The organism is Streptomyces alfalfae (assembly GCF_004127445.1).
In the GTDB taxonomy this organism is placed as follows: Bacteria; Actinomycetota; Actinomycetes; order Streptomycetales; family Streptomycetaceae; genus Streptomyces; species Streptomyces alfalfae.
Map to the genome: position 1 here is coordinate 414,446 of NZ_QEXM01000043.1, position 26,008 is coordinate 440,453.

Sequence of the window (26,008 nt, forward strand, 5' to 3'; positions counted from 1 at the left end):
CACCGCAGCACACCACCCGATTCGGAAGTGACCATGAACGCGAACCCCCTGACGGTGCCCGAGCCCGCCACCGCGGGAAGCGCCGCCTCTGAGAAGCGGCAGCTCGAAGAAGCCCTAGCCGCTGCCGACTTCACGGCGACGCTCGAAACCACCGACGACGAGATGGCCCTGAACCTGACGGTGTACAGCAGCAGGTGCCCTTTCGACAACACCGTGGAAGACGCCACCGATTGGCTGCGCCACGCCGGTATCGAGGCGACCGCGGCGCTCGATGAGAAGACCTTCCGCGTCGTCCTCACCCTGGCCACCGCCACATCCGTGCGCGCGCTCATCGCCGCCCTTCTGCAGCCCTGGATCACCGCCCGCGCTACCGCCCAGCAACTCGAAGACGCACTCTCCGACCATGGCCTCACCAGCACCATCGACGTGGGGACGGCCTCCCTGAACCTTCACCTGGCCGACGACGAGCTGGGCTCGGCCGTCACACTCGCGCGCCTTCTCGGCGCCCCGAACCTCGCAGAAGATCTCCAGCTCCACCGTCGGCGCGGCGTCCGCCGGTTCACCAAGCGGATCCAGTGGCTGATCACCGGGGCCATCGGAGCTCCGGTGCGCGCGCAGGTCGAGCACGCCTGCGAGCACGAGGCCGACCGTCTCACGATCGAGATGAGCCTGGAACAGGCGCACCGTCTTACCCACCGCCTCACCGCCGAGGAGGTCGCCGACCCCTCCGCACGGCTTCAACGTCACCTCACAAAGACCGTGGGAATCGGTGCCTATGTGGCGTGTAAGCCCGGGGACGTTCCCGGCTCCGACCGGCTCACGATCACCATGAACCCCGACCAGGGCCGCTGCCTGCTCCACCGCCTGAACTCCGACGGGGACGACAGCCCCGCTCGTGAGCTGACCACACACTGATCTGGAACCTACGCCATGACCGCGACCATGTCACCGACCACGCCGCTCACCGAGACGGAGAAGGCCATCGCCGCGCAACTGGCGGCTGGCCTGGGTCCGCACAGGATCGCCGCCCGGCGGGGCATAGCTCCCCCGACGATCAAGGGCTACCTCAAGGCGCTGCGCCTCAAGCTGCACTGCCCCGGCGCGCCCCAGCACATCCTTGTGCACGCCATCCTGTCTGCCAGGCAGGCACCCCAGCCCACCGCCCCCGGACCCGCGCCCGATGTCACCCCCAAGCAGGCTAAGCTCTGGCGCGCGCTCGCCGCCCACAAGGTCGCGCTCGACGTCGCACAGGCCGCCGGCATCGCACCCGCCGACGTCAAGGGGCAGAGGACGGAACTTCTCAGCGTCGTCGGCACCAACGATCTCACGCAGCTCGTCGTCCTCGGCCATGCCTGGGGGCAGCTCAACGCTGGCTGCGGGCCCGCGGATGCATCCGGGGCTGGCCGGTGAGCGACACAAGGACGCCAAGCCAGTTGGTGATCCAACCGCAGAGCGGGAAGCCACTGCCCTCCGGGCTAAATCACCCGACGTCAACCGCCATCTACGAGATGCGCACGCTGCGCACGGACGCCGAGCGCGAGGAAGCCGCTGCTCTGGTTCAGGACCGTCAGCGCTGGCTCACCTTGCAGGGCCTGCCCGTACCAGCCCGCTCCGACATCCCGGCACAGTTCCGCGCAGCGGCCATGCCCGCCGGGCTGTTCGAGGACGGGAGGCTGCTGGCCTGCGTGATCCCCGAACGCGACCCCGGCCTCGGCGGGGGCAAGGGCTCCTGCCTGTTTCTCGGCTGCGTCCACACTCTGCCCGATCAGCCCGACGACATCACCCGGCTGATCACCCTGTGGGCGTCCGACTTTGCCGCCCGCCAGGGCCTGCCCGTAGTACGGGCCGAGGTCCAGGCCCGTGACACCTCGGGCCCCGGCCGCATCGCCGTCCTTCTGCATCGGCTCACCGACATGGGCTGGGACATCCGGGGTTTCGACACGGGACGAGAGGGTGAACGAGTCGCCCGCCTCGAACTCGCCGCCGAGCGCCGGGCCGGGCTGAGCGCCCTCATTGACTGCCGCGTCCACGCGCCTGCGTCGGCCCCGGGCGAAGGGAGCCGTTCGTGACGACCGCCGCACCCCAGCGCCCCGACCTCGCTCGCGAACTGCTCGCCCGTGCAGCCCAGTCCGCCGTGCACCGGGCCAAACGCGTCCGCAACCAGCTCGACGCCGTCCACGTGGGTCAGGGCCGTCACGCCGAGCACGCCAACGTCAAGGTGCTGCGCCGCATCCTGGCCGAGCACGACTGGCCCGGCCACCGCCTCGTCGGCCCCGATGCGGCCCGTGCCGCGTGGAGCATCGCCCTGCACAGCGACGACGACCTCATCTTCCAGCGCGCCGCGATTACCTTGTTGGGTCGGGCGGTCGAGGCCGGTGACGCGCTGGTGAAGCACTGGGCGCACCTGCACGACCGCGTCCTTGTCACCAGCGGATGCGACCAGGAGTACGGCACCCAGTTCCTGCTGCGATCCGACGGAATCGAGCTGTGCCCGCTGCGTGATCCGGCGTCCGTCGACGCACGCCGGATCACGGTCGGTCTGCCGCCGATCGCTGCCGCTTCGGAGGTGGTGCGCCGCCGGTACACGCCCGAGCGCTCGGATAACGGAACGCCGACCGTCGCCCTCGCGGAGGCCGCATGAAGGAGCCGGACACCGGGGCTTCCACCATTTGGCTGCGAGGTGCTTCTGGTGGGCAACCAGCTCGACTGGCTGAACCGGGTGTCCACCAGCCCCGACCTCGACGAGCTGTGGAAGCCCGAGGCCATGGAGACCGGGGATTACACGCAGCTCATGTCGGCCAACCGGCTCATCTGCGCCCTCAGCCTCCGACACTGCCTCGGCCGCGTCCGCGACGGACAACTGCCGTGCTATGCCGCAATAGTCATGAGCAGCGATGTCTGCCGACGCTACTGGCAGCGCTTCGGCGACCTCCGCGCCCAGGAAGCCGAGGGCGACGAGCGGACCGAGCACTTCCCCCGGGTACTGGACCAAGCCGCGAAGAACCATCCGCAGGCACAGCCCACAGCAGCCTGACTGTGTATCCCAATTCCGCCCCCTTCGTCGGACTCCGTGTCCGCCCCCAACTCCTCAGCCGGACAGCAGCTCTCGTGTCTGGCGAGGTGGCCGAGGAGGCCCGACCGGCGCAGGCCACACAGGTCCCGCCCCTCGGGCAGAGCCGGCCGTACAGCAACACACCGAATCGAAGTGTTCCACCGGACCGATCAGGAGGATTCCCGTGACTCCCAGGGTGACCTACCAGCGCGTGAGGACCGCCTCGGCCTCTGCCGCGCCGGACCCGTTCGACCTCGACATCAGCGTCATCGAGTCGCGTGGCACGGTGGGGGCGAGTATCGCCTCCGACGGCGGCTGTGGCTCGACCTGCGGTGGCAACGCCTGCATCTCCAGCGGCTCCTGACCGCACCATTCGCTGGCACGACGCCCATGTCGTGCCGGCGCCGCCCACGCGGCACATCCGCCGCGGCTCGATCGAAGCCGCGCAGGACACAACGGAGGACTCAGCACATGCAGAACGACGAATTCGACCTCGACATCAGCGTCCTGGAGTCCGATGACGGCTCCGCCCCGTTGATCAACCTCACCGACGACGGCTGCGGCAGCACCTGCTCCAGCCCGTGCGCCACCAACGTGGCCTGATCCCCACGCGCCGATCTGCCAGCCCGCGCGGCCTGGTCCCGCGCGGGCTGGCACCCCCAACACCCACAACCTGGGAGGGTGCATGGATTCCAGGAAGGACGATCCTCTGTACCGGTGCGCGGACGCTGCGCTGGTGCGCGCCGCCCGATACTCGAGGCTGTCGCTTCCCGCGTGGCCGGACCTCACCGACGACGCTCCGGACCGTGGGGTGCGGTGGCAGACGTGGCTGCGCGATGTATGGTCGCTGTGCGAGGCCGCCGAATCCATCGAGCAGGCCAGTCCTTCGCTCGCGCAGCAGGTTCAGACTCTGTGCTCGCTGGCCAGCCCCGCGCCCCGTCCGTTGCGCCGCGCAGTGGTGTCGGTCATGCGGTACCTGCTGCGAATAACGGGCCGAGCGACCCCGAACGGTCTATTCGCCGGCATCGCGCCCGCCTCGTTCGGGGACCGACCGGGATGGTCCTGGGGTGAGGGGCACCGGCCCGTCATCCGTGCCGATGGCGACTGGATCACGGACCTGATCGCCCGCCTGGAAGCAAACCCCGAACTCCTGCGGCACCTGCATGTGATGGCAAACAACACCATCTTCGTACGGGGCGATCGGCTGATCGTGCCCTACCCGCCCCGCTCACACCGCACCGACGGCAGCCCGGCGGCCGAAGTGTCTCTCCGGTACACCAATGCCGTACGTATCGCCGTTGACGCCGCCGCCTCGCCCATCCCCGTCCATGCGGTCGTCGAACTGATGAGCACCGAGTTCCCCAACGTTCCCGCTGACCGGGTGGAAGTCCTCGTCAGCAGCCTGGTCGAACGCGGTGTGCTCATCAGCAGCCTGCACGCGCCCTCTGCCACCCTCGATGCCCTAAACCACCTGGTCGACCAGGCTGAAGCCGCCGCCGTGCCATCGGTCGCGGACCTCGTGGCCGATCTGCGGACGATCCGCGGCGCCATCGTCCAGCACAACCAGATCCTGGCCCCGGTGGACGGCCGGCGCCTGCGTACCGCCTTGCGTCATAAGATGTCCGCCTTGAGCACCGTCAAGACCCAGCCACTCACGCTGGACCTGCGCATGGACTGCTCCCTCACTCTGCCCCCACAGGTGGCCCGCGAGGCGGAGCAGGCCGCCACGGTGCTGGCCCGGCTGAGTGCGTACCCTTTCGGCACTCCGGCGTGGAAGGACTACCACAACCGGTTCTTCGAGCGGTACGGCATCAACTCGCTCGTCCCGGTCCGGGACTTGGTGGACCCGGACGTCGGCCTCGGGTTCCCGGCCGGATACCGCGATGCGGAACCTGAACAGGATGAGGCCCTGTCCTCCCGTGAACAGCGGCTGCTCGCCCTCGCCCAGGCCGCCGTCCTCGATGGCCGCGACGAGATCATCCTGGACGAGGACCTGATTCGCACACTGACGGTCGGAGGACCAGACGCCCCGCAGGTGCCGGCCCACACGGAGCTGCGCTTCCAGATCCGTGCCGCTTCACAAGAGGCTCTGGAGAGTGGAGACTTCGTTCTTCACGGCATCACCCCTTCCCGCGGGATCGGCACCACGATAGGCCGCAGCCTGGGGTTGCTCGCACCAGACGATAAGGCCCGCATGGCCGTCATGCTGGAGGAGCTGCCGGTCAACGCGACCGGCGCGGTGCCCACGCAGGTCTCCTTCGCTCCACTCGACCGGGGCGACACCAACGTCACCCGCGTCGCCGAAGTCCTGCCGGCCGTCATCAGCCTGGCGGAGCACCGTGAGGTGGATGCGCGCACGATCACGCTCGACGACCTCGCCGTGGGCTGCGACCGCCGCAGGCTCTACCTCGTATCCCTCTCCCGGGCGTGCCTACTGGACCCCATGACGCTGCACGCGCTGGACCTGCGGGGCCACACGCCGCCGCTCGCGCGCTTCCTCACCGAGATCAGCCGCGCCCAGACCGCTGTCCTGACCGTCTTCCCCTGGGCGTCCGCCACCGCCCTTCCGTACCTGCCGCGCGTGCGCTATGGCCGTGCGGTCCTCTCTGCGGCGAGGTGGCGACTGGACCGGTCGGAGCTACCCGACCGCCGCGCCTCCTGGCAGGAGTGGCACAAGGCGGCCGACGAGTGGCACGCACACCGCCGAGTCCCGGAGAAAGTCGCGCTGGCCGAGGGCGACCAGCTCCTGCCTCTGGACCTCTCCGAGCGCGCGCACCTCGCGCTGCTGCGCGCCCACCTGGACACCCATGAATCGGTGATCTTGACGGAAGCGGAATCCGACTTAGGCTGGTTCGACGAACGGGCCCACGAGATCATCGCCCCGATGACGGCCGTCCGCCCGCCGAAGTGGCCGACTGTCCCTCCCGTCACCGCCGACCAGCTCGTCACTCGCGACCACGGTCACCTTCCGGGCACCGCCTCCTGGCTGCTGATCAAGCTATACGGGCACGTCGAACGGCAGCCCGAAATCCTTGCCGCCCATCTTCCCACGCTGCTCGGCCAGTGGGCCGAGCCACCGACCTGGTGGTACATGCGCTACCGCGATCCCCGCTGGCACTTGCGGCTGCGCATCGCGGTCCCCAGCGAGCAGGACGTCGCCCTCGCCGCGCAGCGCGTGAGTACCTGGGCGAGCGGACTGCGCCGTACTGGGCTACTCACCGACATGCAGTTCGCGACCTCCTACCCGGAGACCGGCCGGTGGGGCCCCGGGCCGCTGATGAGCCTGGCCGAGGACGTCTTCGCCGCCGATTCCCGAGCCCTGGCCGTCCAATTCGCCCAGAGCACCCGCCCGCACCGGCAGGTAATCGCCGCCGCGAACTTCGTATCCCTCGCCGCCGCTTTCACCCGCAGCACCGCAGCCGGCATGGACTGGCTGACCGCCCACGGCCGAATCACCGACCCGCGCCCGATGGACCGGGCCGTGCGCGGTCAGGCGGTACGCCTGGCCGATCCGACCGACGGCTGGGCGGCCCTGCGTGCCGCCCCCGGCGGCGCTGCCATCGCCAGCGCCTGGAGCGAGCGTGACGAGGCCCTGACCCGCTACCGGCAGAAGCTGGATACCTCCGGTGGCATCGACCCGGACCTCGTTCTCGACTCGCTGCTGCACGCCCACCACATCCGCGCCGTTGGCATCGACAAGGACGACGAGCGGATGTGCGTACGGCTGGCCCACGCTGCCGCCATGGCTTGGACTCACCGAGGAGATCACCATGAACCTTCGTGACAGCGCCCGGACCACCGCCGACACGATCGCCGAGCGGCTCGCCTCGCCACAGGATGTACGGGGGCTGCATCACCGCCAGGGCTGGTGGCCGCAGTCGCTCGCGCACGGCGCGGCTGGTGTCGCGCTGCTGCACATCGAGCGGGCCCGCACCGGCCAGGGGCCGTGGCAACGCGCCCACGACTGGCTCGCCTGCGCCGCAGCCGACCCCGCCGTCGGCGGACCGGACAGCCACCTCTACTACGGGGCGCCCGCGCTCACCTTCGCCCTGCACGCCGCCGCCGACCGCCCCGGACGCTACGCCCACGCTCTGGACACCCTCGACCGTTACGTCACAAAGGCGATCCGGGACCGGCTCGCCGACGCCCACGCACGCATGGACCGCGGCGAGATGCCCGCGCTGGCGGAGTTCGACGCGATCCGCGGCCTGAGCGGGATGGGCGGTCTCCTGCTGCACCGCGACGTCCGCACCGACGTCGTCCGCGAAATCCTGACCTACCTGGTCCGCCTGACCGAGCCGGTCAAACACCACGGGGAAGTTCTGCCCGGCTGGTGGAGCCACCTCGCTCCCTCTGGCACGACATCCCCGGAGTACCCAGAAGGGCACGCTAATAACGGCGTCGCCCACGGCATCGGCGGCCCCCTCGCCGTGCTGTCCCTCGCGGCCCGCCGCGGCGTCACCGTCGAGGGCCACCTCGACGCGATCACCCGCATCCTGGCCTGGCTCGACCACTGGCAGCAGCACGGCCCCGCCGGCCCGTGGTGGCCCTACTGGATCACTCGGGAGCAGCTACGCTCCGGCACGACCGGCCACGGCCCCTCCCGACCGTCCTGGTGCTACGGCACCGCAGGATTCGCCCGCGCCCAGCAGCTCGGCGCCCTGGCCCTCAAGGACCCAGCGCGTCAACACGTTGCCGAATCCGCCCTCCTGCGCTCCATGACCGACCCCGGCCAACTCGACGCGACCGTGGACGTCTCCCTGTGCCACGGCGTCGCGGGTTTGGCACACATCACGCAACTCGCTGCCGACGACGCCCGCACTCCCGGCCTCACCGAATGCCTGCCCCGGCTCCTGGCCCCGATCAGCGACACTCCGCCCGACGCCCTGGCGGACTCCCTGATCAACCCTCCCGGCGGCGGCGACATCGGACTCCTCGAAGGTGCCGCCGGCACCGCCCTCGCCCTGCACTCCTTTCACACCGGCACGCCGTCTGCGTCCGGGTGGGACACCTGCCTCCTAATCAACTAGACGACGAGAAGAGGGAACATGGCAGCGGGCGAATGGCCGCAACGCCTCATCCGGTTCACCGACTGGAGCCGCGCGGAGGCCACCGCTGTGGAGCATCTGCTCCCGGTGCTGATCGCCCAGGAGTCGGAACTGGCCCAGTGGTCCTTCCTGCGGAAGTACCCCTGGTGGCGGCTGCGGTACCGTGCCGCAGGCCCGGACTCGGCGAAGGCCCTGGACGCTGCCCTGGACGAGCTGGTCGGCGCCGACGTCCTCGCTTCCTGGACGCGAGGCATCTACGAGCCGGAAGAGACAGCCTTCGGCGGCCCCGCCGCGATGAAGATCGCGCACACCCTGTTCCACTACGACAGCCGTCACCTGCTGAAGGAGGCGGCCCGCCAGCAGGCAGTCAGCGGTCCCCAGCTCGGCCGCCGCGAACTGGCGGTCCTCCTACTCATCGTGGCGATGCGCGCGGCGGGACTCGACTGGTACGAGCAGGGCGACGTCTGGGCGAAGATCGCGGCCGAACGCCCCGGCGACAAGGTCCCCACTCCGCATCGGCACCGGGCCGCTGTCCACCGGTTGATGACCGTCGATGTCAGTACCACCAGCCGCAGCGTCACCCAGGGCCGACTCGCTCCGCTGGCCGAGTGGATAGCCACGTTCGAGTGGTTCGGCCAGCAGCTCGCCGACCTCAACCGTCAGGGCCGCCTGGAACGAGGGCTGCGGGCCGTGATCGCCCACCACGGCATCTTCCACTTCAACCGCCTGGGCCTCCCCGCCCGGGACCAGCACACCTTGTCAACACTCGCGAGAGAGGTAGTCATGGGAACGAGCGACAACGCCGCGTCCACCCGAACCGAGGGGACGCCGAGCGCTACGGTTAACGGAGTGAACAATGACACCATCGAAGCCCCTTCTTCCCACCGTCTGCGCGCCCAGTTGATCGACCATCTGGTCGCGACCGGGTGCGTGCGCACACCCCGGGTGGAGGAGGCCATGCGGACCGTACCCCGCCACCTCTTCGTCCCGAACGCCCCACTGGAAAAGGCGTACGGCAACGCCCCCGTGGACACGAAGTTCGACGGATCCGGCCGCTCCATCAGCTGCGCCTCACAGCCCGACATCGTCGCCATGATGCTGGAACAGCTCGACGTCCAGCCCGGCCAGAAGATCCTGGAGCTGGGGGCCGGCACCGGCTTCAACGCCGGACTCCTCGGCTACCTCGTCGGCGAGACGGGACACGTCACCACGATCGACGTGGACGAGGACATCGTGGACGGAGCACGCGGCGGACTGGCCGCCGCCGACATCCACAACGTCGAAGTGATCCTCGGAGACGGCGCCGTCGGCCATACTCCCAACGCGCCGTACGACCGCATCGAAGCCACCGTGGGCGCCCACGGCATCCCGCACGCCTGGCTCGACCAGCTCGCCCCCGGCGGACGACTCCTGACCCCACTGCGCCTGCGCGGCAGCGTCTCCCGCTCCATCGCCTTCGAGAACAAGGACGGAGCCTGGCGCAGCGTCGGCAGCCAGATGAACACGTTCATGCCGCTGCGCCGGGGCATCGCCGACGACCCGCGCGTCTTCGTCCCCCTGGACCCCGACAACACCGTCACCCTCGTCACCAACGGAGACCAGAAGGTCGACGCGGACGCCCTGAGCGACATCTTCCGCCAGCCGCGCACCGAGGCGTGGACGGACGTCACGTTCCGGGGCCCGGAATCGGCGGAGTACCTGGAGCTGTGGCTCACCTGCGCCATGCCGAACGGCCTGAGCCGGATGCCCGCCAACAACGAGGCCATCGAGAAGGGCCTGGTCACCGCGCCCTACCCGTCCTCGACCGCGGTCTTCGAAGGTGGCACCCTCACCTACCTCACCCGGCGCCCCTACGCAAAGAAGGCCTCCGACGGCGCCACTCGGTACGAATTCGGCGTCATCGGCCACGGCCCTGACGCCGAAGCCCTCGCCTCTGACGTCGCCGACCAGATTCGCACCTGGAACCAGGGCTTCCGGGCGCTCGACGTCGAGTTCGAGATCCAGTCGCTCGGCGCGATCCCGCTCGCGCCGAAGCCCGGCCGCTTCACCTTCGAGAACCCGCTGAATCGCATCGTCATCGAATGGCAGTGATATGGACGTCAGCCAGATAGCGAAGCGGTTCCCGCTCGTTGCCCGGCCACGTCCAGCGTGCCCGCCCCTCGCTGACCGGGTCCGCGAGATCACCGACCTCGCTGCCGTCGCCGAGCGCGACGACAATGTGACCTCCGCAACCGTCGCCCTGAACAAGGCGGCACTGATCGCAAGCGATTGCGGCATGCCGGACCTGGCATGCGCTCTGTGCTGGCGTCACGCTGAGGCCGTCCTACGCGCCCAGCCCCTGGGCGCGCAGGAAGCCCGGCATGCCCTAGAGCCCCTGGTCAACCTGGCCCGACTGCGCATCCGCGACGGCGATGGGCCCGGAGCATATGACCTCCTCGACTCCTTGAACCGAGCGGTGCAATCGCAGAACGAAGCGGTCATCGACGGCCGCCCCATATGCTTCCGGCACCTCACGATGTCGCCAGCCGACCATCAAGAGGTGTGCCAATGGCTGTGGACCGTCCTCCTCGGTGACGGAACCCGTGCCCTTGTCGCAGCGGGTGAATGGGACCGCGCACGGGCACACAGCAAGCAACACAGGGGCATAGGCCAGCGCCTTTTCGACGGGCGTCAAGTGGAAGTACTCGTCCGTTGCCTCGGCGAGCAACCCAATAATGCAGTGCAGTTCCTGCACGAAAGCACCCTGGTGGAGCCATGGGAGCACTCCGTCGCGGCAGCCCTCACCGTCCTATGCCACAGGGCAGCCGACGACCAACCGGTTGAGTCGATCGACAAGATGGTGCAGCGCTATTTGGCCCTCGACTCGGCCCCCGAACTTGCCGTCTTCCGCTCTCGTGTGGGCCTAGTCGTGCTCGACCTCTCCCCAGAAGTCCGACAGGCCGAAGCATTGCACCGCCTCACCTGGGAAGCGACGACGCATCCAGACGGGTACATCGCGCGAGACGTCCTGGCCCACCCAATGTGCCGCGAAGAGCTGAGCCGGGACGAGCGCAGAACGCTCTCCGCCGCCGTCGTCTCCGCCGGCCTCGGACGGGGCAACATCCCCGGCTCTCTGGCTCAGGCCATGCGGGACGCTGCAACGGTCGCAGCCGATGTCTGGCAACGCCACGCCAACCATCGAACTAACGAGCTCGTGCACGGTAAGTGGTGAGACGTCACGGACTCCGGTGTGGGCCGTGGTCACATCTGTCGTGTCAGGTTCAGGTCCGCTGTCTGCTGGTGGGACAACAGGCCGGCGATGGCTTCGACGGTGTCGCTCATGTGCTCGCGGCGTCCGAGGTGGCGGGCCAGGGCCCGCCAGTTCTTGAGATGGGCGATGCCGTGCTCGACACGGATACGCCGTGATGAGTGCGCCTTGCGCTGGCGCTCGTACATCTCCTCGTACCAGTCGGGGGCGTTCTTCTTGAACTTGCGGTGTGATGGTGTGAGTACCCGGCCGCCGGTCTGGGCGCCCAGGCCCTGGTAGCCGGCGTCGGCGAGGATTTCCACCGCGGGTCCGTCGGCCAGGAGCCTGACCAGCCCTAATTGGCGGGCGTGGGTAATGTCTGCGCAGCTGCCGGGCTTGGTCGGGCTGCAGAAGAGCATGCGGCCGTCCCCGTCCGTGACGACCATGGTCTTGACCGCGTTCTGCTTGTTCTTGCCGGAGATGAACTTGTCGCGGTCCTTGTGTCCGGCGGCCGGGCGGCGGACCCGAATCTCGGTGCCGTCGATGATCCCGGTCTTCCCGTCGGCACCGAGGTGGTCGATGACCTCGGCCAGGGTCCGCAGCCGCACATCCTGGCTGACGGTGCACCCTCGCTCGGCGAGCAAGGGTCGAACCTCACCGATGGCACGAGTGATGGTGGAGCGGTCGACACCGAACCAGCAGGCGAGCACGTCGTGCGTGGTGGCATGCCGGAGGTGCACGAGCGTGGCCAGAAGTCGGTCGACGAACACCAACCGGCGCTTCGCTCCTGCGCCCACAGCGCGCTTTCCGTGGACGGGACGCAAGCTCGGCCTGGTGCCGTTCGTGCCACAACGGGTCAAGCTCTGCGACAAGTTCAGCGATCACATTGGCCGACAGGCCCGTGATCCTCCGGTCGCTGATGATCGCTGCACGAAATGCGGTCCGTCACCACATGGCCATGATCGACGATCAGAGGCTCGACGTCTCACCGCTTACCGTGCACGAGCTCGTAAGAGGGTTTCCCGTAACCGGTGGTGCGGCTGGTGCGTCGGTCGGGGGATGGGGGGGTGACCCCAGCAGATGTCCCGAAGTGGGTCGAGCCGTTTGAGGGTCTGACCGAGGTGCAGTTCGCGAGGCTGGTGGCGCTGGTGCGGCGCCGCCTGCATCTCCCGGTCCGCTCACCCGATGCGTTCCCACCGGCGGGCGCTTGTGGTGACCACGAGGGCGGCCGCGGGCGATACTGGGGACCATGGCCGAGCAGTCCGTGTCTTTCCCCGCGCCGAATGCTTTCGACGTGCTGTGCGCGCAGCGCCTTCCCGCACACCTGGAAGACCTGGCCGGACCCACCTGCGGCACGGTCGACCTGCCCCTACACGTGGCCTGGTCGGGCCGCCGCTCCTACACGCTGGACCAGCCGCGCTCCCGCATGAGCCTCTACCGCACCGTCCTGGCCGAGGGCCAGCACCAAGACCTCATCGACTTCCTGAACCGGAACCTGCTGATCGCCCAATGGCCCGCCGTGCGCACCCTGATCAGCCGCCCGGCCCACCACACGTGGGAAACCGCCTTCCCCGAGTTGACCGCCACCGTCACGGCGGCCGCGTGAACCTGAGCGACCCGGACCGCCGGCTCCTGGCCGACACCCTGGCCATCAGCACGCCCTACCCTCTGGTCATCACCGGCGGCTACGCCGTCCAGGCCCACGGCCTGGTCGACCGCCTCAGCCAAGATCTGGACGTCGCCACGGAAAGCCCGGCCCCCATGGGCGCACCGTCAGCGATGGCCTGCGGCAGCGCGGCTGGAGTGTCCGACAAGTCGAGACCAGCCCGCTCTCCGGCCGGCTCATTGCCGCCGACCCCGCCACGGGCGAGTAGTTCGAAATCGACATCCCTCCAGGAAGCCTTCTGGTCCCCGCCCACGGCGACCGAAGCACGGACCAGTCCTGGCACTCGATGACGTGATCGGCACCAAGGTCCGCGCCCTCGCCTACCGCGGCGCGGTCCGCGACCTCATCGACGTCCACGCCGCCTCCCAGCACCGCACCACCGCCGACCTCAAGGTACTCGGCCACCGCCACGCCCGCTTCGACTTCAGCCTCCACGACCTGCGCGACCGCCTCACCGGCGCCGCGTGGTGGGACGATGAGGACTTCACCGCCTACGGCCTGAACCCCGGCCAGATGACCGCCCTGCGTAGCTGGGCCCTGGCCTGGTCAAGCGACATCGAGACCCGACTCCATGCCGAGGAAGGCACGGACGACAGCTGAGGCCCGAGCGAGGGATCTCGGGATGGTCAGCCGGCGGGCTCGTACTCCACCGTCTCCTGCCCGCATCCCGTGGCCAGTTCCCGCAGGGCCTGCTGTTCGGCCTGGTCCACGGTCAAGTCCCAGCGGAGCTTGGTCGCCACCCACTGGGCGGTGTAGGTGCAGCGGGCATCAGCAAGCGGCGGCTGCCACTCGGCCGGGTCCTGGTCGGACTTCGACCGGTTGCTCCGCGCGGTCACGGCCACCAGCGACCGCTCGTCGCCCAGGTCGTTGGCGTAGGCCGTGCGGCGCTCCGCGCTCCAGGTGCTGGCGCCGGAGTCCCAGGCTTCGGCGAGCGGCACCATGTGGTCGATGTCCAGGGCGCGGGGCTGGGTGACGGTTTCCCCGTCGTAGTAGGAGTACCACTGGCCGCCGGTGACCTTGCAGCCCGGCCCGACGGTCGGTTCGACACGGGACTCCGCGATGAGGACCTCCTCACGGGTGTTGCAGGAGTCGCGGTCGTCGTCGGTCCAGTGCTTGAACCGCGAGCGCTGGTATCCCTCCCGTGACTCGGGGGCCGTCTGCAGGGCGTCGACCGCCTGCGTCAGCGTCATCGGAAGCGAGACCGGGGCGGCGTCAGTGGCCGACGCCGGGGACATGGTGGTGAGGGGCAGGGCGAGGAAGGCTGCGGCCAGGGCCGCGCGCATGCAGGTCTTGATCACGCTCCGTTGATACCGTGGCCTGTCGGCTGGCGGGGACGGTTCGGGTGGAGTGTCACCCGGTCGAGCGCACAGGTTGTACCGGGACACCGGGCCAGGACGAAGAGTCGGGGGGACACGACCAACTCATCGCAGGAGACTGACGGCACACGGCGCGCCCCTCTCCGGCCCTGACCTGTACTCCCACGAAAATCGTGGGTTGGCGCCGGACCGGAACGCACCCGTCGGCCGGCGCTGACCGCGCTCGTCCTCGTGACCGGCATCATCCTGCTGACGGCGCTGTCCTGGCCGTCCTGACGTCAGCCCAGAACACGCTGGCCAACTGGGCACGCGGCGGAGATCCCAGCAGCGGCCCGCCCCGTCAGGCAGAGGGGCGCCGCCTGGTGCCGCCGCCGCTGCCGTTCAGCGGGATCAGGGCCTCCAGGTGAGCGCCCTTGACCCAGGCGCCCAGCAGATCGCGGTGCATGGCCACGATGTTCTGGCGCAGCGCCAGGTCCAGCGCGGCCTTCGTGAACGAGCGGCTGGTGGTGACGAACAAGGCGACGTCCGCGCCGTGCTCGAGGCGAGCGGTGCCGACGAACTTCTGCATGTCCGGCGAGGACACGCTGCGGTGCGGAGCGTACTTCTTAACCTGGATCACCAGTTTGCGGCCGTCGGCCAGGTAGCCGACGACGTCCGCGCCCAGGTCGCCGCTCTTGCCGCTGACGACGACTTCTCTGCAGCCGTCCCGCCAGCACAGATCGGCGATGTAGGTCTCGAACTCCTGCCACGTCAGGGCGTCGACCTGGGCCATGGACAACTCGCGGGCCCGGGCCTCCTCCTGCGCCCGCCACGCTCGGTCCTGGCCGACTGCGCGGCGGTGCGCCCGAAGCAGCGCCCAGCCAGCCCCGCACAGCACAGCCGCAGCGAACACCATCGCCAGGACGGGCCACACCCGCGACCAGTTCCCGGCGACCCACACCACGCCGATCACCGCGGCCACCGCGCCCCAGACCTGCAGCTGCTTGCGAGTCTGCTTCTTCAGGCGCCGGCGCCGTCGACGTGCCGCCATCACTCCCCCACCTCCCAGACCCGTGGCCCGCAGTGTGCGCCGACGGGGCGCCACCCGACTTGTGCGGGCGCGGCTGTTCACCGGCCAGTCTGCGTGACGCCGCTCGCCAACTGCCCCAGGACGTTCACGATCCCCTCACCGGCCCGGGTGGGGGTGATCAGGACTCCCAGCGCCAAATCGATGACGACGGTCAGCTTCTCGTCGAAGCGGCTACGGACCTCCGTACGCCGCCGCAACCACCAGATGACGACGACTGCGAGCAGCACCGCCACGTTGATGGTCACCACCGCCCCGGTCTCCTGTGTAGCGGCGTCTTGGTGATGTTGGAGGCGGGTTACCGGTGAATGGCACAAAGCCATCGGACCTGGCCGGATACCGCGCGAGGCGCACCGTGGACGGCTGGTCATCTCCCTGACGCGGCGACAACCTGCGTGGCAGGGTCGTCGTGATCGAGAACGGCATCAGGCAGGGGGCTTTGCGTGGAAGCACGGATGTGGGACGGCTTGGTCGGCGTCGCGAAGGAAACGTACACCGCCTCGCTAGGCGAGGGGGTCGTGCCGCGCCCGCTGATGATGCCACTGGTGCGCGGCGAGCTGGTCGGGCTGATCTGGGTCCGCCCGCTCAAGGTCGGCCAGGACGCGCTCACCGGGATCGCGGAGCTGGCGAACATCGCGGCGGCGGCCGGCGCGGACGAGGTCGTCCTCGCATGGGAAACCCACGACGTCGCCACCGCCTGCGAGCTGCCGATCGTCGGCCCGGCACCGTGCCTGAACATGGTGCTCGCCACCCGGGACGGGCACGTCCTGCACCAGTTCCCCTACAGCGAGCAACTCCTGTCCCGCAGTCCCGAGGGCTGCGCGTCGGTTGCCCCCGACTGGAGGACGGCCCCCGCGCCGCAGCCCGGTGGCGAACTGGTGCCGCCGATCCAGGCAGCGGTGAACTTTTCCTTCACCCCCATCGAGCTGGACCACCCCGACCCGTTCGGCGTCACCGTCGTGCTGATGGAAGAGGACGGCTACCGCATCAGCCTGACCGAAGCGTTCGCCCGCTGAGGCCAGCGTCAAGATCTGGCGGCTCGACCTCGCGTCGACCACCGCCGTACCGCCTCCCCTTCATCCCGGCGGACACCAGTACGCGGACGATCACCGGAACATGATCCCCGGAAGAGAAGCAGGAAGACATGGCAAGCACGAAGGCCCGGCCCCTGGGGCACTGCTCTCGCTGTACCCGAGCCTGGTGGCCGGGCGCCTCTGACGAGGACCGGTGGAACACCGTGCACAAGGGCGGGCGTCTCACGGTCTACCTGTGCCCGCAGTGCCAGACCCCGGAGGAGAACGCTGAAGCGGAGGTGAAGGCGGCGCTGATCGACTACGACCACCCGGCCACCGACTCCGACGGCCGGGTGCGGTTGGCGCCTCGCGGGGGCTGGCACAGCGTGGCCGTGGGCACCCACAGCGTCGTCCAGTCCGATCCGGCGGTACACCTCGCCCTCGGGATCGAGAACACCCAGCTGAACATCGGCGTCGCCGCGCACACCGACGCCGACTGCCCGACCTCTTCTCCGAGACCGGCCGCCGCCACGTCCGTACGGAGCTGGAGCGGGTGGGCGCCCGGCCCGGCTACCGCACGCTTACCTACACCGCCACCGCCGGACTCCCCCCGCCCAACGTGCTGGTGGTGGAGGATCACGCGGCCTGCACCGACGGGGGTCACGGCGAGATGGTGGTCCTCTTCTCCCCGCAGATGACCCCGCACCTGCTGGACGTCTTCACCCCGCCGGTCGCGGCCCGTATCCGCACCGCTCTTCACGACGCCTGAATCCAGACCGTACTCGGCTGCATAGCGCCGGCCGCCGCGACGTGGGTCGCCGAGGCCTCCCGCATCGACGACGTCCTCGCCCTCCGCCCCTGACGCCTCGAGTTTCCGTCCTCACGCGGTCCTGCCCAGCGGTGTCGTCTGCGGGACCGTGGCCGCCGTCCTGGCCTCCCTCACCGCGCGCTCCGCACGGGCCCGACGCAGGGCTGCGGCGTGGGAGACGTGGGCCTGGCGGCGGCGCTCGGTACGGGTCTCCTCGATCGGGCCCGGCACATCCTCACGTCTCGCCGCCGCTCATGCCTGCCCCCAGGTGGTGTAGCCGAGGTCCAGGTGCCCGAGCCGGCAGTGGTGCTGTGCCTGGTCGATCAGCTGGTTGCTGAACAGGCACCAGGCCGACGCCTCGCCAGCAGACGACGGCCGCCCGGAGTGATCCGGACGGCCGTCCTGATCCGCGAGCTGAAAAGCGCGAGGGCCGCGCACCTTGGTGGGGCGCTCCCCCACGTCTGTGGGACAGATGTGACACCACGAAAGATCAAGGGGTCGGCCGATCTTTACGCAGGTCATCCGGGCCTTCGATGTCTCCATCAAACCCGGGGCGATTCAGTCGCCCGACCCGAAGACACCCGCAGCCGCATAGCGGACATGCTGAGCTCCATGAGGTCAGGGCTCGGTGCGGGTGGCGTGAACCCGAAACGATTCACTACTCCCCCGCGCCGGGTTCACCTCAACGCGCCCAGTCGCGTGGAGTGGGCCGGCTACGCCACCGGTCCATGAAGCGCATGATGAAACAGAAGCAACCAAGTAGGGGTGAAACGCATGAAACGAACCATCACGATCGCGATCGCCGCGGCTGCAGTCTTGGCTCTTTCGCCTGTGGCGGCACCTGCGGGAGCGGACACGTCGCAGGTCCGCCCGGCCGGTCTCCGCTCCCATACCCAGGAGCCGCTCACCTCGCGCAATGCTCCAGCTGCCCACTACGAACGGATGGCCACCATCCGTCTGTCCGGGGCAACAGGCACACTCTGGCGATCAATCAGGCCAGCGGGAGCGTGGGACTGGCACGCCAACATCCATAACGCACCCCCAGGCTCCCGAGTGGAGGCACGTAACTGGTTCGAGAACGTTGTCTCCAGCGCGGTGGTGCCTCCCGGGGAAATCGGCGCAAACACCGGTTCCTGGTCCAGCTTCGGCAGGTTCCGGGTCTGCATCTACGTGACAGGCGGACGAAGCGGCTGTTCCTACTTCTCCCCCACCTGACAGAGCGAACCGGTTCGGACGACTCCCTCCTCGCCGTGGCTTCGTAGGTGACGGTGGACTCCACTTGTAGGTCAGTTCTGACTCCACCTGGTTCGTGGCGGAGCCCATTTTGTTGGTGAGAAATGACTCCACAGGGTGGCCCCGCTGTGAGGGTTGTGCCCGTGTCGGTCAGTGCTTGGGCGCCTGACGTCCGGCCCAGGCGTTGTCAGGGGTGGCGTATCGCGGGAACTGTGATGTTGCGCCGCGGAGGGCCAGGAGCCGGCTGATGAAGGGCTGGTCGTAGACCAGGCGCAGTCCGTGGCCGGCCTGTTCGCAGTGTTCCTGCGCGGTGCTCAGCTCGCGCAGGACGGTGGAGTCCATGAAGGTGAGCGGCCGCAGGTCGACGATGAGCCAGGCGTCCCGGGTCTGCTGGCAGGTTCCCCGCAGCAGGATGGTGAGTTGGGGGAAGCTGGAGATGTCGAATTCTCCGCACATGCGCACCACGGCGGCCCACCCCGTACTTGGCCGACAAAGCCCTGCTGGACAGCCCTTCGACCCGAGCGTCATGGCATATCGCCGCGTACAACTCGACCTTCGAAAGGGGCACTTGAGCCACCCAGGGCTAGCTGATGCACCCCGATACTCCCACCGCAAGGCCCCCAGTGGAGTCAAAACTCACCGACATCAACTCTCCACCCACGGCACTGGAGTCAAAACCCACCAACATCTGGCCTCAGAACTCACCTACAAAGCCACCCGTAGCTGTCGGCGTCGGACCAACGCATTGTGAGCGGATAGGTGTACCCAGACATCGAGGTACTTTCTGTGTGAAGGGTGAGCGCAGGCAGCCGGGCCGGACGGGGGCGCGTCACGACGTACTGTCGGTCTAGCGCCCTTAATCCGGTTGCAGGTCGTCCGGCTCGCCTGTGCCGACGCCCTCGATCATGTGCAAAACCTTCTGCAGCAACTGCTGCTCAACGGTGCGCTCGTGGAGGAGCTGTTTGACGCGTGCTGCGGCTGCCTCGTCTTGAGTTGGCATTGCCGCGCGGACCAGTTGCAGTACCTCGGGGAGGCAGCCTCCCAACATCACGTCGCGCGGGATGCCAGCGACGACAGTTGCCGGTGTCACCTGGGTGACGGACCAGGAGTCGGGCGCTTCCTTCACTGCCCAGACCACGGTGCGCTGCTCAGGTGCGAGCGTCAGCTGTACGCCGGGGCCCACGACTGCGCTGATCGCAGGCATTGATACTGAGTGCTTCCCTGCCAGGGCTGCGGCCTCCGCTGCGCTTCCGACGAATCTACGCCGTTCGAAGGCAGCTGGCTCACGCTGTCTCCGAACGGCGGCAGCTTCGGCCAAACGGTTTTGCGTGTACCACTGCGTCGCTTCCACGTCTTCCTGGTCCGCGGTGGTGGCAGTGCAGGCATCGCGGGCACCTCCGAACGCACCACTTTGGGGCTCGGCGCCTTTGACGCATGTGATCACGACGAAGCGGCACTCCGGCATGGACGCGGGGTAGAGGACGTGGCTGACAACCTCAACCGTTTGCCAACCGAGGGCCGGCACGTTCATGCGGAAATCATGACCATCACGGGTCTCACCCATGGCCATCTCCGTCTCCCAGATACGACGGGCGTCCGGGGCCTTCTTGACCGTCTCGATCAGCTCGCGCAGCTTGCCGTCATTTGCCCTGACTGCCTCAGCGAACTTCAGCATCCTCACGTAGGCCGAGGCGTGCTGGTCCCAGTCCTGGTACTGGGTCCGCGCCTCAGTCGAGGTCAGAGCCCACAAGATCAGGTTAGCTCCTGGTCGCATCACCCATGGCCACCACTCGGCCATGACGGTGTTGAAGGCGATGATGTTCCAGTGCTGGTCGCACAGGTACGCCGGGCTGGGCATCTGCAGGTCGATGAGCAGACGCAGCGCCTGCTGCAACTGCGGATGACCGGCGCCGCGCGGCGGGATCAGATTCGTGCCGATGTTATGGAGCAGCAGCGCATGGCGCTCTTCCGTGTCCAGCCCTAGCAGAGTCGACAGTGACTCACACTGCGCTGGCGTGAACCGGGGCGGCGTCGCCCCCTTCTCCAGATCACGGTAGGTGCGCTCCCCCATCCCTAGCGCCCGGCCTGCCTGGACCTGCGTGACGCGCGCATCCTTTCGCCACCGATACAGCAGGGAGCCGAAGCCCGCGTATCGGTCGGCAGGCGTTCGACCACCGTCATTACCGCTGGAGCGGTGTCCTGATACGACCACGAGAAACCTTCCTAACACCTCTCGGAACGACGCCGCCTTCCGTGGCGTACAACGGGGACCAGCGTGGCCATGCTGGACACCCGACCCGAATACTAGGAAGAAACAATACGCACATCCTTAACGATCTTATGTACTTATGGCGCGCCCCACCCCAAGCGGGAGCCGTTTATTGAAAATTAAACAAAAACCTCGACGCGACAGCCATTCACACCTGAACCGGACATTCCGTTTGCGCAATTAGTCGCGCGGAGCGAAAACCGGCAAAAGTCTGCCGGTTCTTGATCCTGGAGGACACGCGGAGGTCTGGACCTTGTTTTGTCACCGTCCACGCAATGGCCAATTGCCGCTACGCCTAAGCGACTTACGAAACCACGGGCCTACGCGGCTCTCCAGCGCGGCCGGGCGACCTATCCAGGCAAAAAGGGCAAAGCTTGCCGTTGACGAGTCCGCTGCCCCTTGGCTTAAATCGCCCTGACCAGCCGCTTCAACGGAGCGTTGCGGCACGAGACAGGTGGGGGCGCCGTGCAGTTCATCCGACACCGGAGCGGCTGGTCCCACGATGCACCAACGCATAACGGCGGGTTCCGCCGCACTCGGCGATCAAGCGCAGTAGAGCACGGCATAGCCACGGCCGGTTCGCTGGGCAGCACTCTCAGCACTCCGTCCTGTCACTGACTGCAATGACTACAGAGGTTGAGAATCAACTCTGGATCTTGACGCGGTCCTATGCGTATGTTCATTGCCCGGGCTGCACGCCTGGTAGACGAGCGCAAGCGAACGATTCGGGCCCCGTAGGCCCGCAACATAGGGACGGCGCCCGGGAGCGGTAACTCCTGGACGCCGAACACTAAATGGCATAACCGCCTCGGCAAAGGCGGCGCTGCCTCAGCACCACGCTGTTCCCCTTGCACCGGGCGCTTCAGCGTGGCAACACTGCGAGGGAGATTCTTGCATGGCTCCTGCTCTGCGCAAAGGGTCCGTTCATCTGGCCCGCACGGCAGCCGACCACAGTCCACTGCATTTCGGCCTGGGCCGTGGTGCGACGCCCGTCTCCGTAGGCCGCCAGCCTGGCCCCGCCACCGGGAGCAGCCGATGAGCAGCGAAGCCCGCGAGTGGGTGTGGGAGCACAGCTCCAGCCGAGGGGCCGCGCGTCTGGTCCTGCTGTCGATCGCCGACCGGGTGGCCGACGATCAGTGCATCTCCTGGGCCTCGCTGTCCAGCCTGGCCAGGCGCACGCGCGCCTCGGTCTCCACGGTGCGCGAAGCCGTCGAGCGCCTCGTCCTCGCCGGCGAGCTGGAACAGCTCGATGACCTGGTGGGCCCGCAGCGGAGCACGGTCTACCGCCTGCCTCTCGCCGCCGAAGCGGTCGCCCAGGCGCTGCGAGAGCAGCAGGAGGAAGCGGGTGACACGGCGGCGCCGGACGAGCCCGCTGGCCCTGCCAAGCTCCGGCTGTCGGCCCTGCGGCGGTACGGAATCCGCCCGCGTGAGGTGCCGGAATCCCCCGCGAGGGTCCGGAAACCGGCAGTACCGGAAACCGGCAGGTCCAGGCGGAAACCGGCACAGCGGCGTACCGGCCACCGGCACAACGATGTACCGGCCACCGGCACACAGAACCGTAGTGAACCTGATTTGAACCGGAGGTACAGCAGTGGTGGTGCTGCTGTCACCTCGGCTGCCGAGTGGCAGGTCGATGCCGCCACCCACACCTGGGCCCGCCAGCAGGGACACCCCGACCGCCTCGGCGAGCAGGGCCTGCAGGCCGCCGACGCGAAGTGGCGTGCACATCGAGCAGGCCATGCTCCGAGGCCGGCGGAAGCCTGGGCGGCCGACTGGCGAGCCTGGATCACCCGGGAGCACGCCCCCAGCCGCCCGAACCTCTACGCCGTGCCCGGCCAGAACTCCGCCGCGCCCGGTGGCATGACGCGGGCCGAGAAGCACACCGCTGCCCTTCTCGCCGCCCTGGACGAGCCGACCGGAACGGAGGGCTGACCGTGGACCGCCGTGAAATCGCTGCCCTGCTGGCCTACATCGGCAGGCTCGACCCCCGCAGCATCCGCACCGACGAGGGCGAGGCCCGCGACCAGCTCGCGCAGTGGAACGAGCTGCTCGGTGACGTGCCGATGGCCACCCCGCATGGCTGGGACGCCCGCGTCGCCGTCCGCCAGCACTACCGCGCCTCGCCGTACCAGATCCAGCCCGCGGACGTGGTCCGCCCCTGGGAGAGCTACCGGCGCAACCGTCTGGCCCTCCACTCCGACCCCACACCGTCCGCGGACCCGGACGACCAGGCCGCCTGGACCGCCGAGCTGGTCGGCACCCGCCGCGCCGTCGCCAACGGCATAGCGCAACCCGCACAGGCCCGGGCCATCACCAGCGGCCAGGAGGAGATCAACCCGAGGCTGCAGGCTCGACTGGAGCAGATCGGCTCCTGCATACCACCCGCCGCCCGAGCCGCTCTCGCACCGTTCCGGCTCGCCCGGGCAGCACGCGAAGCCGCCGTCGCGCAGGGGCTGCCTGACGCACTGAGCGTGCGGTGCGAGTGGTGCCTGGCCCCGGTCAGCGAGCCATGCCGGCGCCGCCGGATCGGCCCCAACGACGGAGTACGCGCCATCACGCCGCGCGCCACCCCGCACCCCGGCCGTGTGGACCTCGCCGCCCAGCAGGCCCAGCAGCCCGCCCTGGCCTGACCGGCGCCTCCGGCGCGTGCATCCCGTCCGCTGCACCGCCGCAACCTCACCGTCCCGCACCGGCTGCGGCGCACGCCCACGCGCCGCAGCCGGCACCCGACGCCGCACCCGCCGAGCACTGCGCTAGCCGGCCGGTATGGCAGCACATCGGAGACTCGCCTTGCGCCACATCACCACCCATGACGCGCCGGCCACCGGCCTGCGCGGCATCGGGGACACCAGCTGGCACGTTCGCGGAGCCTGCCACGGCATGGACGTCGAGGACGCCGACGCCGTGTTCTTCCCCGGCCCTCGGGATCACGAGGAGATCGCGGAGGCGAAGGAGCTGTGCGGCTGGTGCCCCGTACGCCGCGCGTGCCTGGACTTCGCCCTGGAGAACGTCCTCAAGGAGGGCGTCTGGGGCGGGCTCACCGAAGCCGAGCGGCGCCCGCTGCACGACAACCTGCACCGGCGCCTGGACTACCGGCGCGTGACCGCCTTCTTCCAGGGACGCGACGTGCACCTGACGGAAGCCGAGCGGCAGGTGGCCATCGACCACGGATACGTCCGGGGCTGGCAGCCCGACCGGCTCGCCGCCGCCCTGCAGATCAGCCACAAGCACGCCCGCGACCTGCTCCGGCAAGCGGCCAACAAGGTCTTCGACCGCGACCGCAACTACGGCGTGCCCCGCTCCAAGAAGAAGCGGAAGAAGACCTCCAAGGCCAAGGGCACCCCCGCGCCCGCAGCTCCCGGCACTCAGCAGCCGACAGGCCGCCCGGCGGCGTCGACCCAGGCGCGCGCCCCTCTCGGAAAGGCAGCATGACCCACCCTGTCCTCGCCTTCGGTGCTACTTCGGACCTCCCTCTCCTCCTCGCCGCCGTCGTGCCCGCTGCCCTCGCGCTCGTGCTGACCGCCTGGGCGATCCGGCGCCGGGGGGCCCGCTCGCAGAAACGTCTCGGCGGCCCGGCGGTCAACGTCGCCGCCGTCGCCGCCCTGGGCTGCACCGCCTACAGCGCCGACACCAGCTGGCGCTTCGCAGCCGACTACCTCGACATGGCCGGCACCGCCGAGCGTGCCGGCATGTTCGCCGCCGCCGAACTCGCACTGTTCGCCACCGCGCTGATGGCACGGCAGAATCTGGCCGTCCAGGGCGCTCCCGGCCTGCCGGGCACGCTGGTCTGGGTGATCACCACGGTGCAGGTGATCCCCGCCTATGCCGAGAGCGGCCCCGTCGGAGGCACGGTCCGCGCCTTCGTCGGCCCGGTCATGGCGGCGATGCTGTGGCACCTGGCCATGGGCATCGAGCTGCGCCTGCGCACCCCGGGTGCAGCCTCCAACGGACTGCTCGCCGTCCTGGGCCGGGAGGCACGCGAGCGGCTGCTGTCCCGCCTGGGCATCGCCGCGCGGGACCGTGACGCCGCGCAGATCACCCGGGACCGGGCCACCGCCCGTGCGGTCACCCTCGCCGCCCGCCTCGCCGAGCGCACACCCGAGCAGCAGCAGAGCCGTCGCGGCCGGCGGCTGACGCGACGCCTATCAAAGGCGGTCGGCAGGGCTTCGGTCGGCACCGACCCTCTCCAGCGGGCGCAGCTGCTCGACCAGCTCGCCGCCCGGCGACACGCGCTGGCGCTCGCCACGGTCCCGCTCCCCTCTCCCTGGTCCCCGGCGCACAGCAGCGCATCGACGGCCACGGTCCCCGCACAGCCGACGTCGACTGTGCCGGTCCCCGTCCCCACATCCGACGGTTCCGACGAGCCGGTCCGGGACCGAGGACCGAGGGCTCCTCGGGGACCGGTCCGCGAGAAGGCCGACCCGGAAGCCGAGGCCAGCGCGGGGACCAAGGGCGACGAATCGGGAACGCCCGCGGAGACCAAGCCCTCTGAAGACGGTCCGGTCCCAGGGACCGAACTCGCCGGACCGGAAGCCGCAGCACGGGACGCAGCGGCCATGAGGACCGGCCACAACACGCGAGAAGTAGCAGCTCAGGACCCGGATCATCGGGGACCGGGCATCGCGCAGACGAGGACCGCGACCCCCGAGGGCCGGGGACCGGCAACCCCGCAGTCCGGGACCGAAACCACCCAGGACCGAGGACCGACCGCCCCGCAGTCCGGGACCGACACCACCCAGGACCGAGGTCACAAGGTCCCGCTTCGCCGGAAGCCGGCCAGGACAACCCGGTCGAGGAACAAGGACAGGCGTGCACGGTCCCGCTCGCAGACAGAGCGCCAGGCACGCGAGCTGGGTGAATCCGAGCGCCAGCTTGTCCGTGAGGTGCGTCCCCATGTGCCGGCTCTACTCGAACGGGACGGCAATGGCGCGATCACCCGAGTGCAGCTGCGCGAAATCATCCGCCGCCAGGGCCTGACGGGTGTCGGTAACGACCGACTCGGCCTGGTCCTTCAGGAGCTGCGGAACGCGGACATCAAGACGACGAGGAGCACCGACCGATGAAGACCTGCCACCAGTTCAAGACGGTCCGCTCGGAGTACGAGCGCGAGATCGGATTCATGCTCGCTCACTCCGAGCGGCATGCGGGCAGGCCGGCGGCGAAGTCCAGTGCGAAGCAGGCTGCCTCGGCGAAACAGCGGATGGCCCGCGCGCTCAACAGCCACGTCGGGCGCTGCCCCGAGTGCGGCTGAACCGGCAAATCCCAGCTCAAAGCCCGTATCCGTAAAGGTGGCCCGGCTCCACGCCGGGCC

General features: G+C 69.1%; 27 protein-coding genes and 1 pseudogene. 20 read left to right on the top strand and 8 right to left on the bottom strand.

The features are described 5' to 3' along the window. Positions 1-54: 54 nt before the first annotated feature. From DCW30_RS24750 to DCW30_RS24800, 11 genes are all read left to right on the top strand, one after another. The gene (locus DCW30_RS24750; protein WP_129299908.1) at positions 55-915 is read left to right on the top strand and encodes a hypothetical protein; all 861 of its coding nucleotides are present in this window, start codon (positions 55-57) and stop codon (positions 913-915) included. Positions 916-930: 15 nt separating this feature from the next. After that, positions 931-1,410: a helix-turn-helix transcriptional regulator gene (locus DCW30_RS24755; protein WP_076683621.1), complete on the top strand. Its 480-nt coding sequence runs from the start codon at positions 931-933 to the stop codon at positions 1,408-1,410. 98 nt (positions 1,411-1,508) lie between these two features. Continuing rightward, complete coding sequence (locus tag DCW30_RS24760) at positions 1,509-2,069, top strand: hypothetical protein (RefSeq protein ID WP_103557594.1); 561 nt, start codon at positions 1,509-1,511, stop codon at positions 2,067-2,069. Continuing rightward, the gene (locus DCW30_RS24765) at positions 2,066-2,641 is read left to right on the top strand and encodes a DUF6624 domain-containing protein (RefSeq protein ID WP_076683623.1); all 576 of its coding nucleotides are present in this window, start codon (positions 2,066-2,068) and stop codon (positions 2,639-2,641) included. Before DCW30_RS24760 ends, DCW30_RS24765 begins: the two co-directional genes overlap by 4 nt. 48 nt (positions 2,642-2,689) lie before the next feature. After that, positions 2,690-3,034 (top strand): DUF6082 family protein, encoded by a 345-nt coding sequence (locus DCW30_RS24770; protein ID WP_237283338.1) that lies wholly within the window; start codon positions 2,690-2,692, stop codon positions 3,032-3,034. A gap of 202 nt (positions 3,035-3,236) precedes the next feature. Further along, positions 3,237-3,416 carry an FxLD family lanthipeptide gene (locus DCW30_RS36805; protein ID WP_076683625.1) on the top strand — a complete coding sequence of 60 codons (180 nt, stop codon included), beginning with the start codon at positions 3,237-3,239 and terminating at the stop codon, positions 3,414-3,416. Between the two features lie 107 nt (positions 3,417-3,523). Beyond that, positions 3,524-3,655 (top strand): FxLD family lanthipeptide, encoded by a 132-nt coding sequence (locus DCW30_RS24780; protein ID WP_076683627.1) that lies wholly within the window; start codon positions 3,524-3,526, stop codon positions 3,653-3,655. A gap of 82 nt (positions 3,656-3,737) precedes the next feature. Continuing rightward, positions 3,738-6,836 carry a lantibiotic dehydratase gene (locus DCW30_RS24785; RefSeq protein WP_076683629.1) on the top strand — a complete coding sequence of 1,033 codons (3,099 nt, stop codon included), beginning with the start codon at positions 3,738-3,740 and terminating at the stop codon, positions 6,834-6,836. After that, a complete protein-coding gene (locus DCW30_RS24790) occupies positions 6,823-8,082 on the top strand; it encodes a lanthionine synthetase C family protein (protein ID WP_076683631.1) in 1,260 nt (419 codons plus the stop codon). The genes DCW30_RS24785 and DCW30_RS24790 overlap by 14 nt, the downstream gene beginning before the upstream one ends. An 18-nt stretch (positions 8,083-8,100) precedes the next feature. Further along, positions 8,101-10,191, top strand: coding sequence for a methyltransferase, FxLD system (fxlM, locus tag DCW30_RS24795; RefSeq protein WP_076683633.1), 2,091 nt, complete (start codon positions 8,101-8,103; stop codon positions 10,189-10,191). Position 10,192: 1 nt separating this feature from the next. Next, complete coding sequence (locus DCW30_RS24800; RefSeq protein WP_076683635.1) at positions 10,193-11,311, top strand: hypothetical protein; 1,119 nt, start codon at positions 10,193-10,195, stop codon at positions 11,309-11,311. Positions 11,312-11,340: 29 nt separating this feature from the next. Here the strand turns inward: DCW30_RS24800 and DCW30_RS24805 are convergent, their stop codons facing one another. Further along, on the bottom strand, positions 11,341-12,096 hold the full coding sequence (locus DCW30_RS24805; protein WP_241743545.1) for a transposase family protein: 756 nt from the start codon (positions 12,094-12,096) through the stop codon (positions 11,341-11,343). A gap of 479 nt (positions 12,097-12,575) precedes the next feature. Between DCW30_RS24805 and DCW30_RS24815 the strand changes: the two genes are divergently transcribed. Together DCW30_RS24815 and DCW30_RS24820 are read left to right on the top strand one after the other, a co-directional pair. After that, positions 12,576-12,932 (top strand): hypothetical protein, encoded by a 357-nt coding sequence (locus tag DCW30_RS24815; RefSeq protein WP_076683639.1) that lies wholly within the window; start codon positions 12,576-12,578, stop codon positions 12,930-12,932. Continuing rightward, a pseudogene (locus tag DCW30_RS24820) lies at positions 12,929-13,592 on the top strand (nucleotidyl transferase AbiEii/AbiGii toxin family protein). Before DCW30_RS24815 ends, DCW30_RS24820 begins: the two are co-directional and overlap by 4 nt. 26 nt (positions 13,593-13,618) lie before the next feature. Here the strand turns inward: DCW30_RS24820 and DCW30_RS24825 are convergent. From DCW30_RS24825 to DCW30_RS24835, 3 genes are all read right to left on the bottom strand, one after another. Then, positions 13,619-14,290 (bottom strand): HNH endonuclease family protein, encoded by a 672-nt coding sequence (locus DCW30_RS24825; protein WP_076683640.1) that lies wholly within the window; start codon positions 14,288-14,290, stop codon positions 13,619-13,621. 358 nt (positions 14,291-14,648) lie between these two features. After that, positions 14,649-15,338 (bottom strand): restriction endonuclease, encoded by a 690-nt coding sequence (locus DCW30_RS24830; RefSeq protein WP_076683641.1) that lies wholly within the window; start codon positions 15,336-15,338, stop codon positions 14,649-14,651. 77 nt (positions 15,339-15,415) lie between these two features. Further along, complete coding sequence (locus DCW30_RS24835) at positions 15,416-15,625, bottom strand: hypothetical protein (RefSeq protein ID WP_076683643.1); 210 nt, start codon at positions 15,623-15,625, stop codon at positions 15,416-15,418. Positions 15,626-15,829: 204 nt separating this feature from the next. Here DCW30_RS24835 and DCW30_RS24840 point away from each other — a divergent pair, with 204 nt between their 5' ends. Both DCW30_RS24840 and DCW30_RS24845 read left to right on the top strand, forming a co-directional pair. Continuing rightward, complete coding sequence (locus DCW30_RS24840) at positions 15,830-16,390, top strand: hypothetical protein (protein WP_103557373.1); 561 nt, start codon at positions 15,830-15,832, stop codon at positions 16,388-16,390. Between the two features lie 550 nt (positions 16,391-16,940). Then, the gene (locus DCW30_RS24845; RefSeq protein ID WP_076683649.1) at positions 16,941-17,156 is read left to right on the top strand and encodes a hypothetical protein; all 216 of its coding nucleotides are present in this window, start codon (positions 16,941-16,943) and stop codon (positions 17,154-17,156) included. A gap of 111 nt (positions 17,157-17,267) precedes the next feature. On the opposite strand, the gene DCW30_RS36810 is transcribed toward DCW30_RS24845, so the two are convergent. The 4 genes from DCW30_RS36810 to DCW30_RS24855 all read right to left on the bottom strand — a co-directional run bounded on the left by DCW30_RS36810 (position 17,268) and on the right by DCW30_RS24855 (position 20,658). Then, positions 17,268-17,426, bottom strand: a complete 159-nt coding sequence (locus tag DCW30_RS36810; protein ID WP_162933551.1) for a hypothetical protein — start codon at positions 17,424-17,426, stop codon at positions 17,268-17,270. Positions 17,427-17,447: 21 nt separating this feature from the next. After that, the gene (locus DCW30_RS36815; protein ID WP_123985575.1) at positions 17,448-17,738 is read right to left on the bottom strand and encodes a hypothetical protein; all 291 of its coding nucleotides are present in this window, start codon (positions 17,736-17,738) and stop codon (positions 17,448-17,450) included. Between the two features lie 840 nt (positions 17,739-18,578). Continuing rightward, positions 18,579-18,884 (bottom strand): STAS domain-containing protein, encoded by a 306-nt coding sequence (locus DCW30_RS24850; protein WP_123985576.1) that lies wholly within the window; start codon positions 18,882-18,884, stop codon positions 18,579-18,581. A 400-nt stretch (positions 18,885-19,284) separates the two neighbouring features. Further along, positions 19,285-20,658 carry a helix-turn-helix transcriptional regulator gene (locus tag DCW30_RS24855; protein WP_418347020.1) on the bottom strand — a complete coding sequence of 458 codons (1,374 nt, stop codon included), beginning with the start codon at positions 20,656-20,658 and terminating at the stop codon, positions 19,285-19,287. A gap of 1,074 nt (positions 20,659-21,732) precedes the next feature. Between DCW30_RS24855 and DCW30_RS24860 the strand changes: the two genes are divergently transcribed. The 5 genes from DCW30_RS24860 to DCW30_RS24880 all read left to right on the top strand — a co-directional run bounded on the left by DCW30_RS24860 (position 21,733) and on the right by DCW30_RS24880 (position 25,948). Further along, positions 21,733-22,629: a helix-turn-helix domain-containing protein gene (locus tag DCW30_RS24860; protein WP_076683656.1), complete on the top strand. Its 897-nt coding sequence runs from the start codon at positions 21,733-21,735 to the stop codon at positions 22,627-22,629. A 2-nt stretch (positions 22,630-22,631) separates the two neighbouring features. Beyond that, on the top strand, positions 22,632-23,327 hold the full coding sequence (locus DCW30_RS24865) for a zinc finger domain-containing protein (protein WP_076683658.1): 696 nt from the start codon (positions 22,632-22,634) through the stop codon (positions 23,325-23,327). Positions 23,328-23,487: 160 nt separating this feature from the next. Next, a complete protein-coding gene (locus DCW30_RS24870) occupies positions 23,488-24,129 on the top strand; it encodes a WhiB family transcriptional regulator (RefSeq protein WP_076683660.1) in 642 nt (213 codons plus the stop codon). Then, positions 24,126-25,760: a hypothetical protein gene (locus tag DCW30_RS24875; protein ID WP_076683662.1), complete on the top strand. Its 1,635-nt coding sequence runs from the start codon at positions 24,126-24,128 to the stop codon at positions 25,758-25,760. Before DCW30_RS24870 ends, DCW30_RS24875 begins: the two co-directional genes overlap by 4 nt. Continuing rightward, complete coding sequence (locus DCW30_RS24880; RefSeq protein WP_076683664.1) at positions 25,757-25,948, top strand: hypothetical protein; 192 nt, start codon at positions 25,757-25,759, stop codon at positions 25,946-25,948. Before DCW30_RS24875 ends, DCW30_RS24880 begins: the two co-directional genes overlap by 4 nt. Positions 25,949-26,008: the final 60 nt, after the last annotated feature.

Coding starts and splice junctions, on each gene's coding strand:
- DCW30_RS24790 (WP_076683631.1), top strand. CDS start 6,823: ATGAACCTTCGTGACAGCGCCCGGACCACCGCCGACACGATCGCCGAG.
- DCW30_RS36815 (WP_123985575.1), bottom strand. CDS start 17,738: ATGGAGACATCGAAGGCCCGGATGACCTGCGTAAAGATCGGCCGACCC.
- DCW30_RS24880 (WP_076683664.1), top strand. CDS start 25,757: ATGAAGACCTGCCACCAGTTCAAGACGGTCCGCTCGGAGTACGAGCGC.
- DCW30_RS24760 (WP_103557594.1), top strand. CDS start 1,509: ATGCGCACGCTGCGCACGGACGCCGAGCGCGAGGAAGCCGCTGCTCTG.
- DCW30_RS24780 (WP_076683627.1), top strand. CDS start 3,524: ATGCAGAACGACGAATTCGACCTCGACATCAGCGTCCTGGAGTCCGAT.
- DCW30_RS24850 (WP_123985576.1), bottom strand. CDS start 18,884: ATGTGCGGAGAATTCGACATCTCCAGCTTCCCCCAACTCACCATCCTG.
- DCW30_RS24755 (WP_076683621.1), top strand. CDS start 931: ATGACCGCGACCATGTCACCGACCACGCCGCTCACCGAGACGGAGAAG.
- DCW30_RS24815 (WP_076683639.1), top strand. CDS start 12,576: ATGGCCGAGCAGTCCGTGTCTTTCCCCGCGCCGAATGCTTTCGACGTG.
- DCW30_RS24800 (WP_076683635.1), top strand. CDS start 10,193: ATGGACGTCAGCCAGATAGCGAAGCGGTTCCCGCTCGTTGCCCGGCCA.
- fxlM (WP_076683633.1), top strand. CDS start 8,101: ATGGCAGCGGGCGAATGGCCGCAACGCCTCATCCGGTTCACCGACTGG.
- DCW30_RS24860 (WP_076683656.1), top strand. CDS start 21,733: ATGAGCAGCGAAGCCCGCGAGTGGGTGTGGGAGCACAGCTCCAGCCGA.
- DCW30_RS24785 (WP_076683629.1), top strand. CDS start 3,738: ATGGATTCCAGGAAGGACGATCCTCTGTACCGGTGCGCGGACGCTGCG.
- DCW30_RS24875 (WP_076683662.1), top strand. CDS start 24,126: ATGACCCACCCTGTCCTCGCCTTCGGTGCTACTTCGGACCTCCCTCTC.
- DCW30_RS24830 (WP_076683641.1), bottom strand. CDS start 15,338: ATGGCGGCACGTCGACGGCGCCGGCGCCTGAAGAAGCAGACTCGCAAG.
- DCW30_RS24840 (WP_103557373.1), top strand. CDS start 15,830: ATGTGGGACGGCTTGGTCGGCGTCGCGAAGGAAACGTACACCGCCTCG.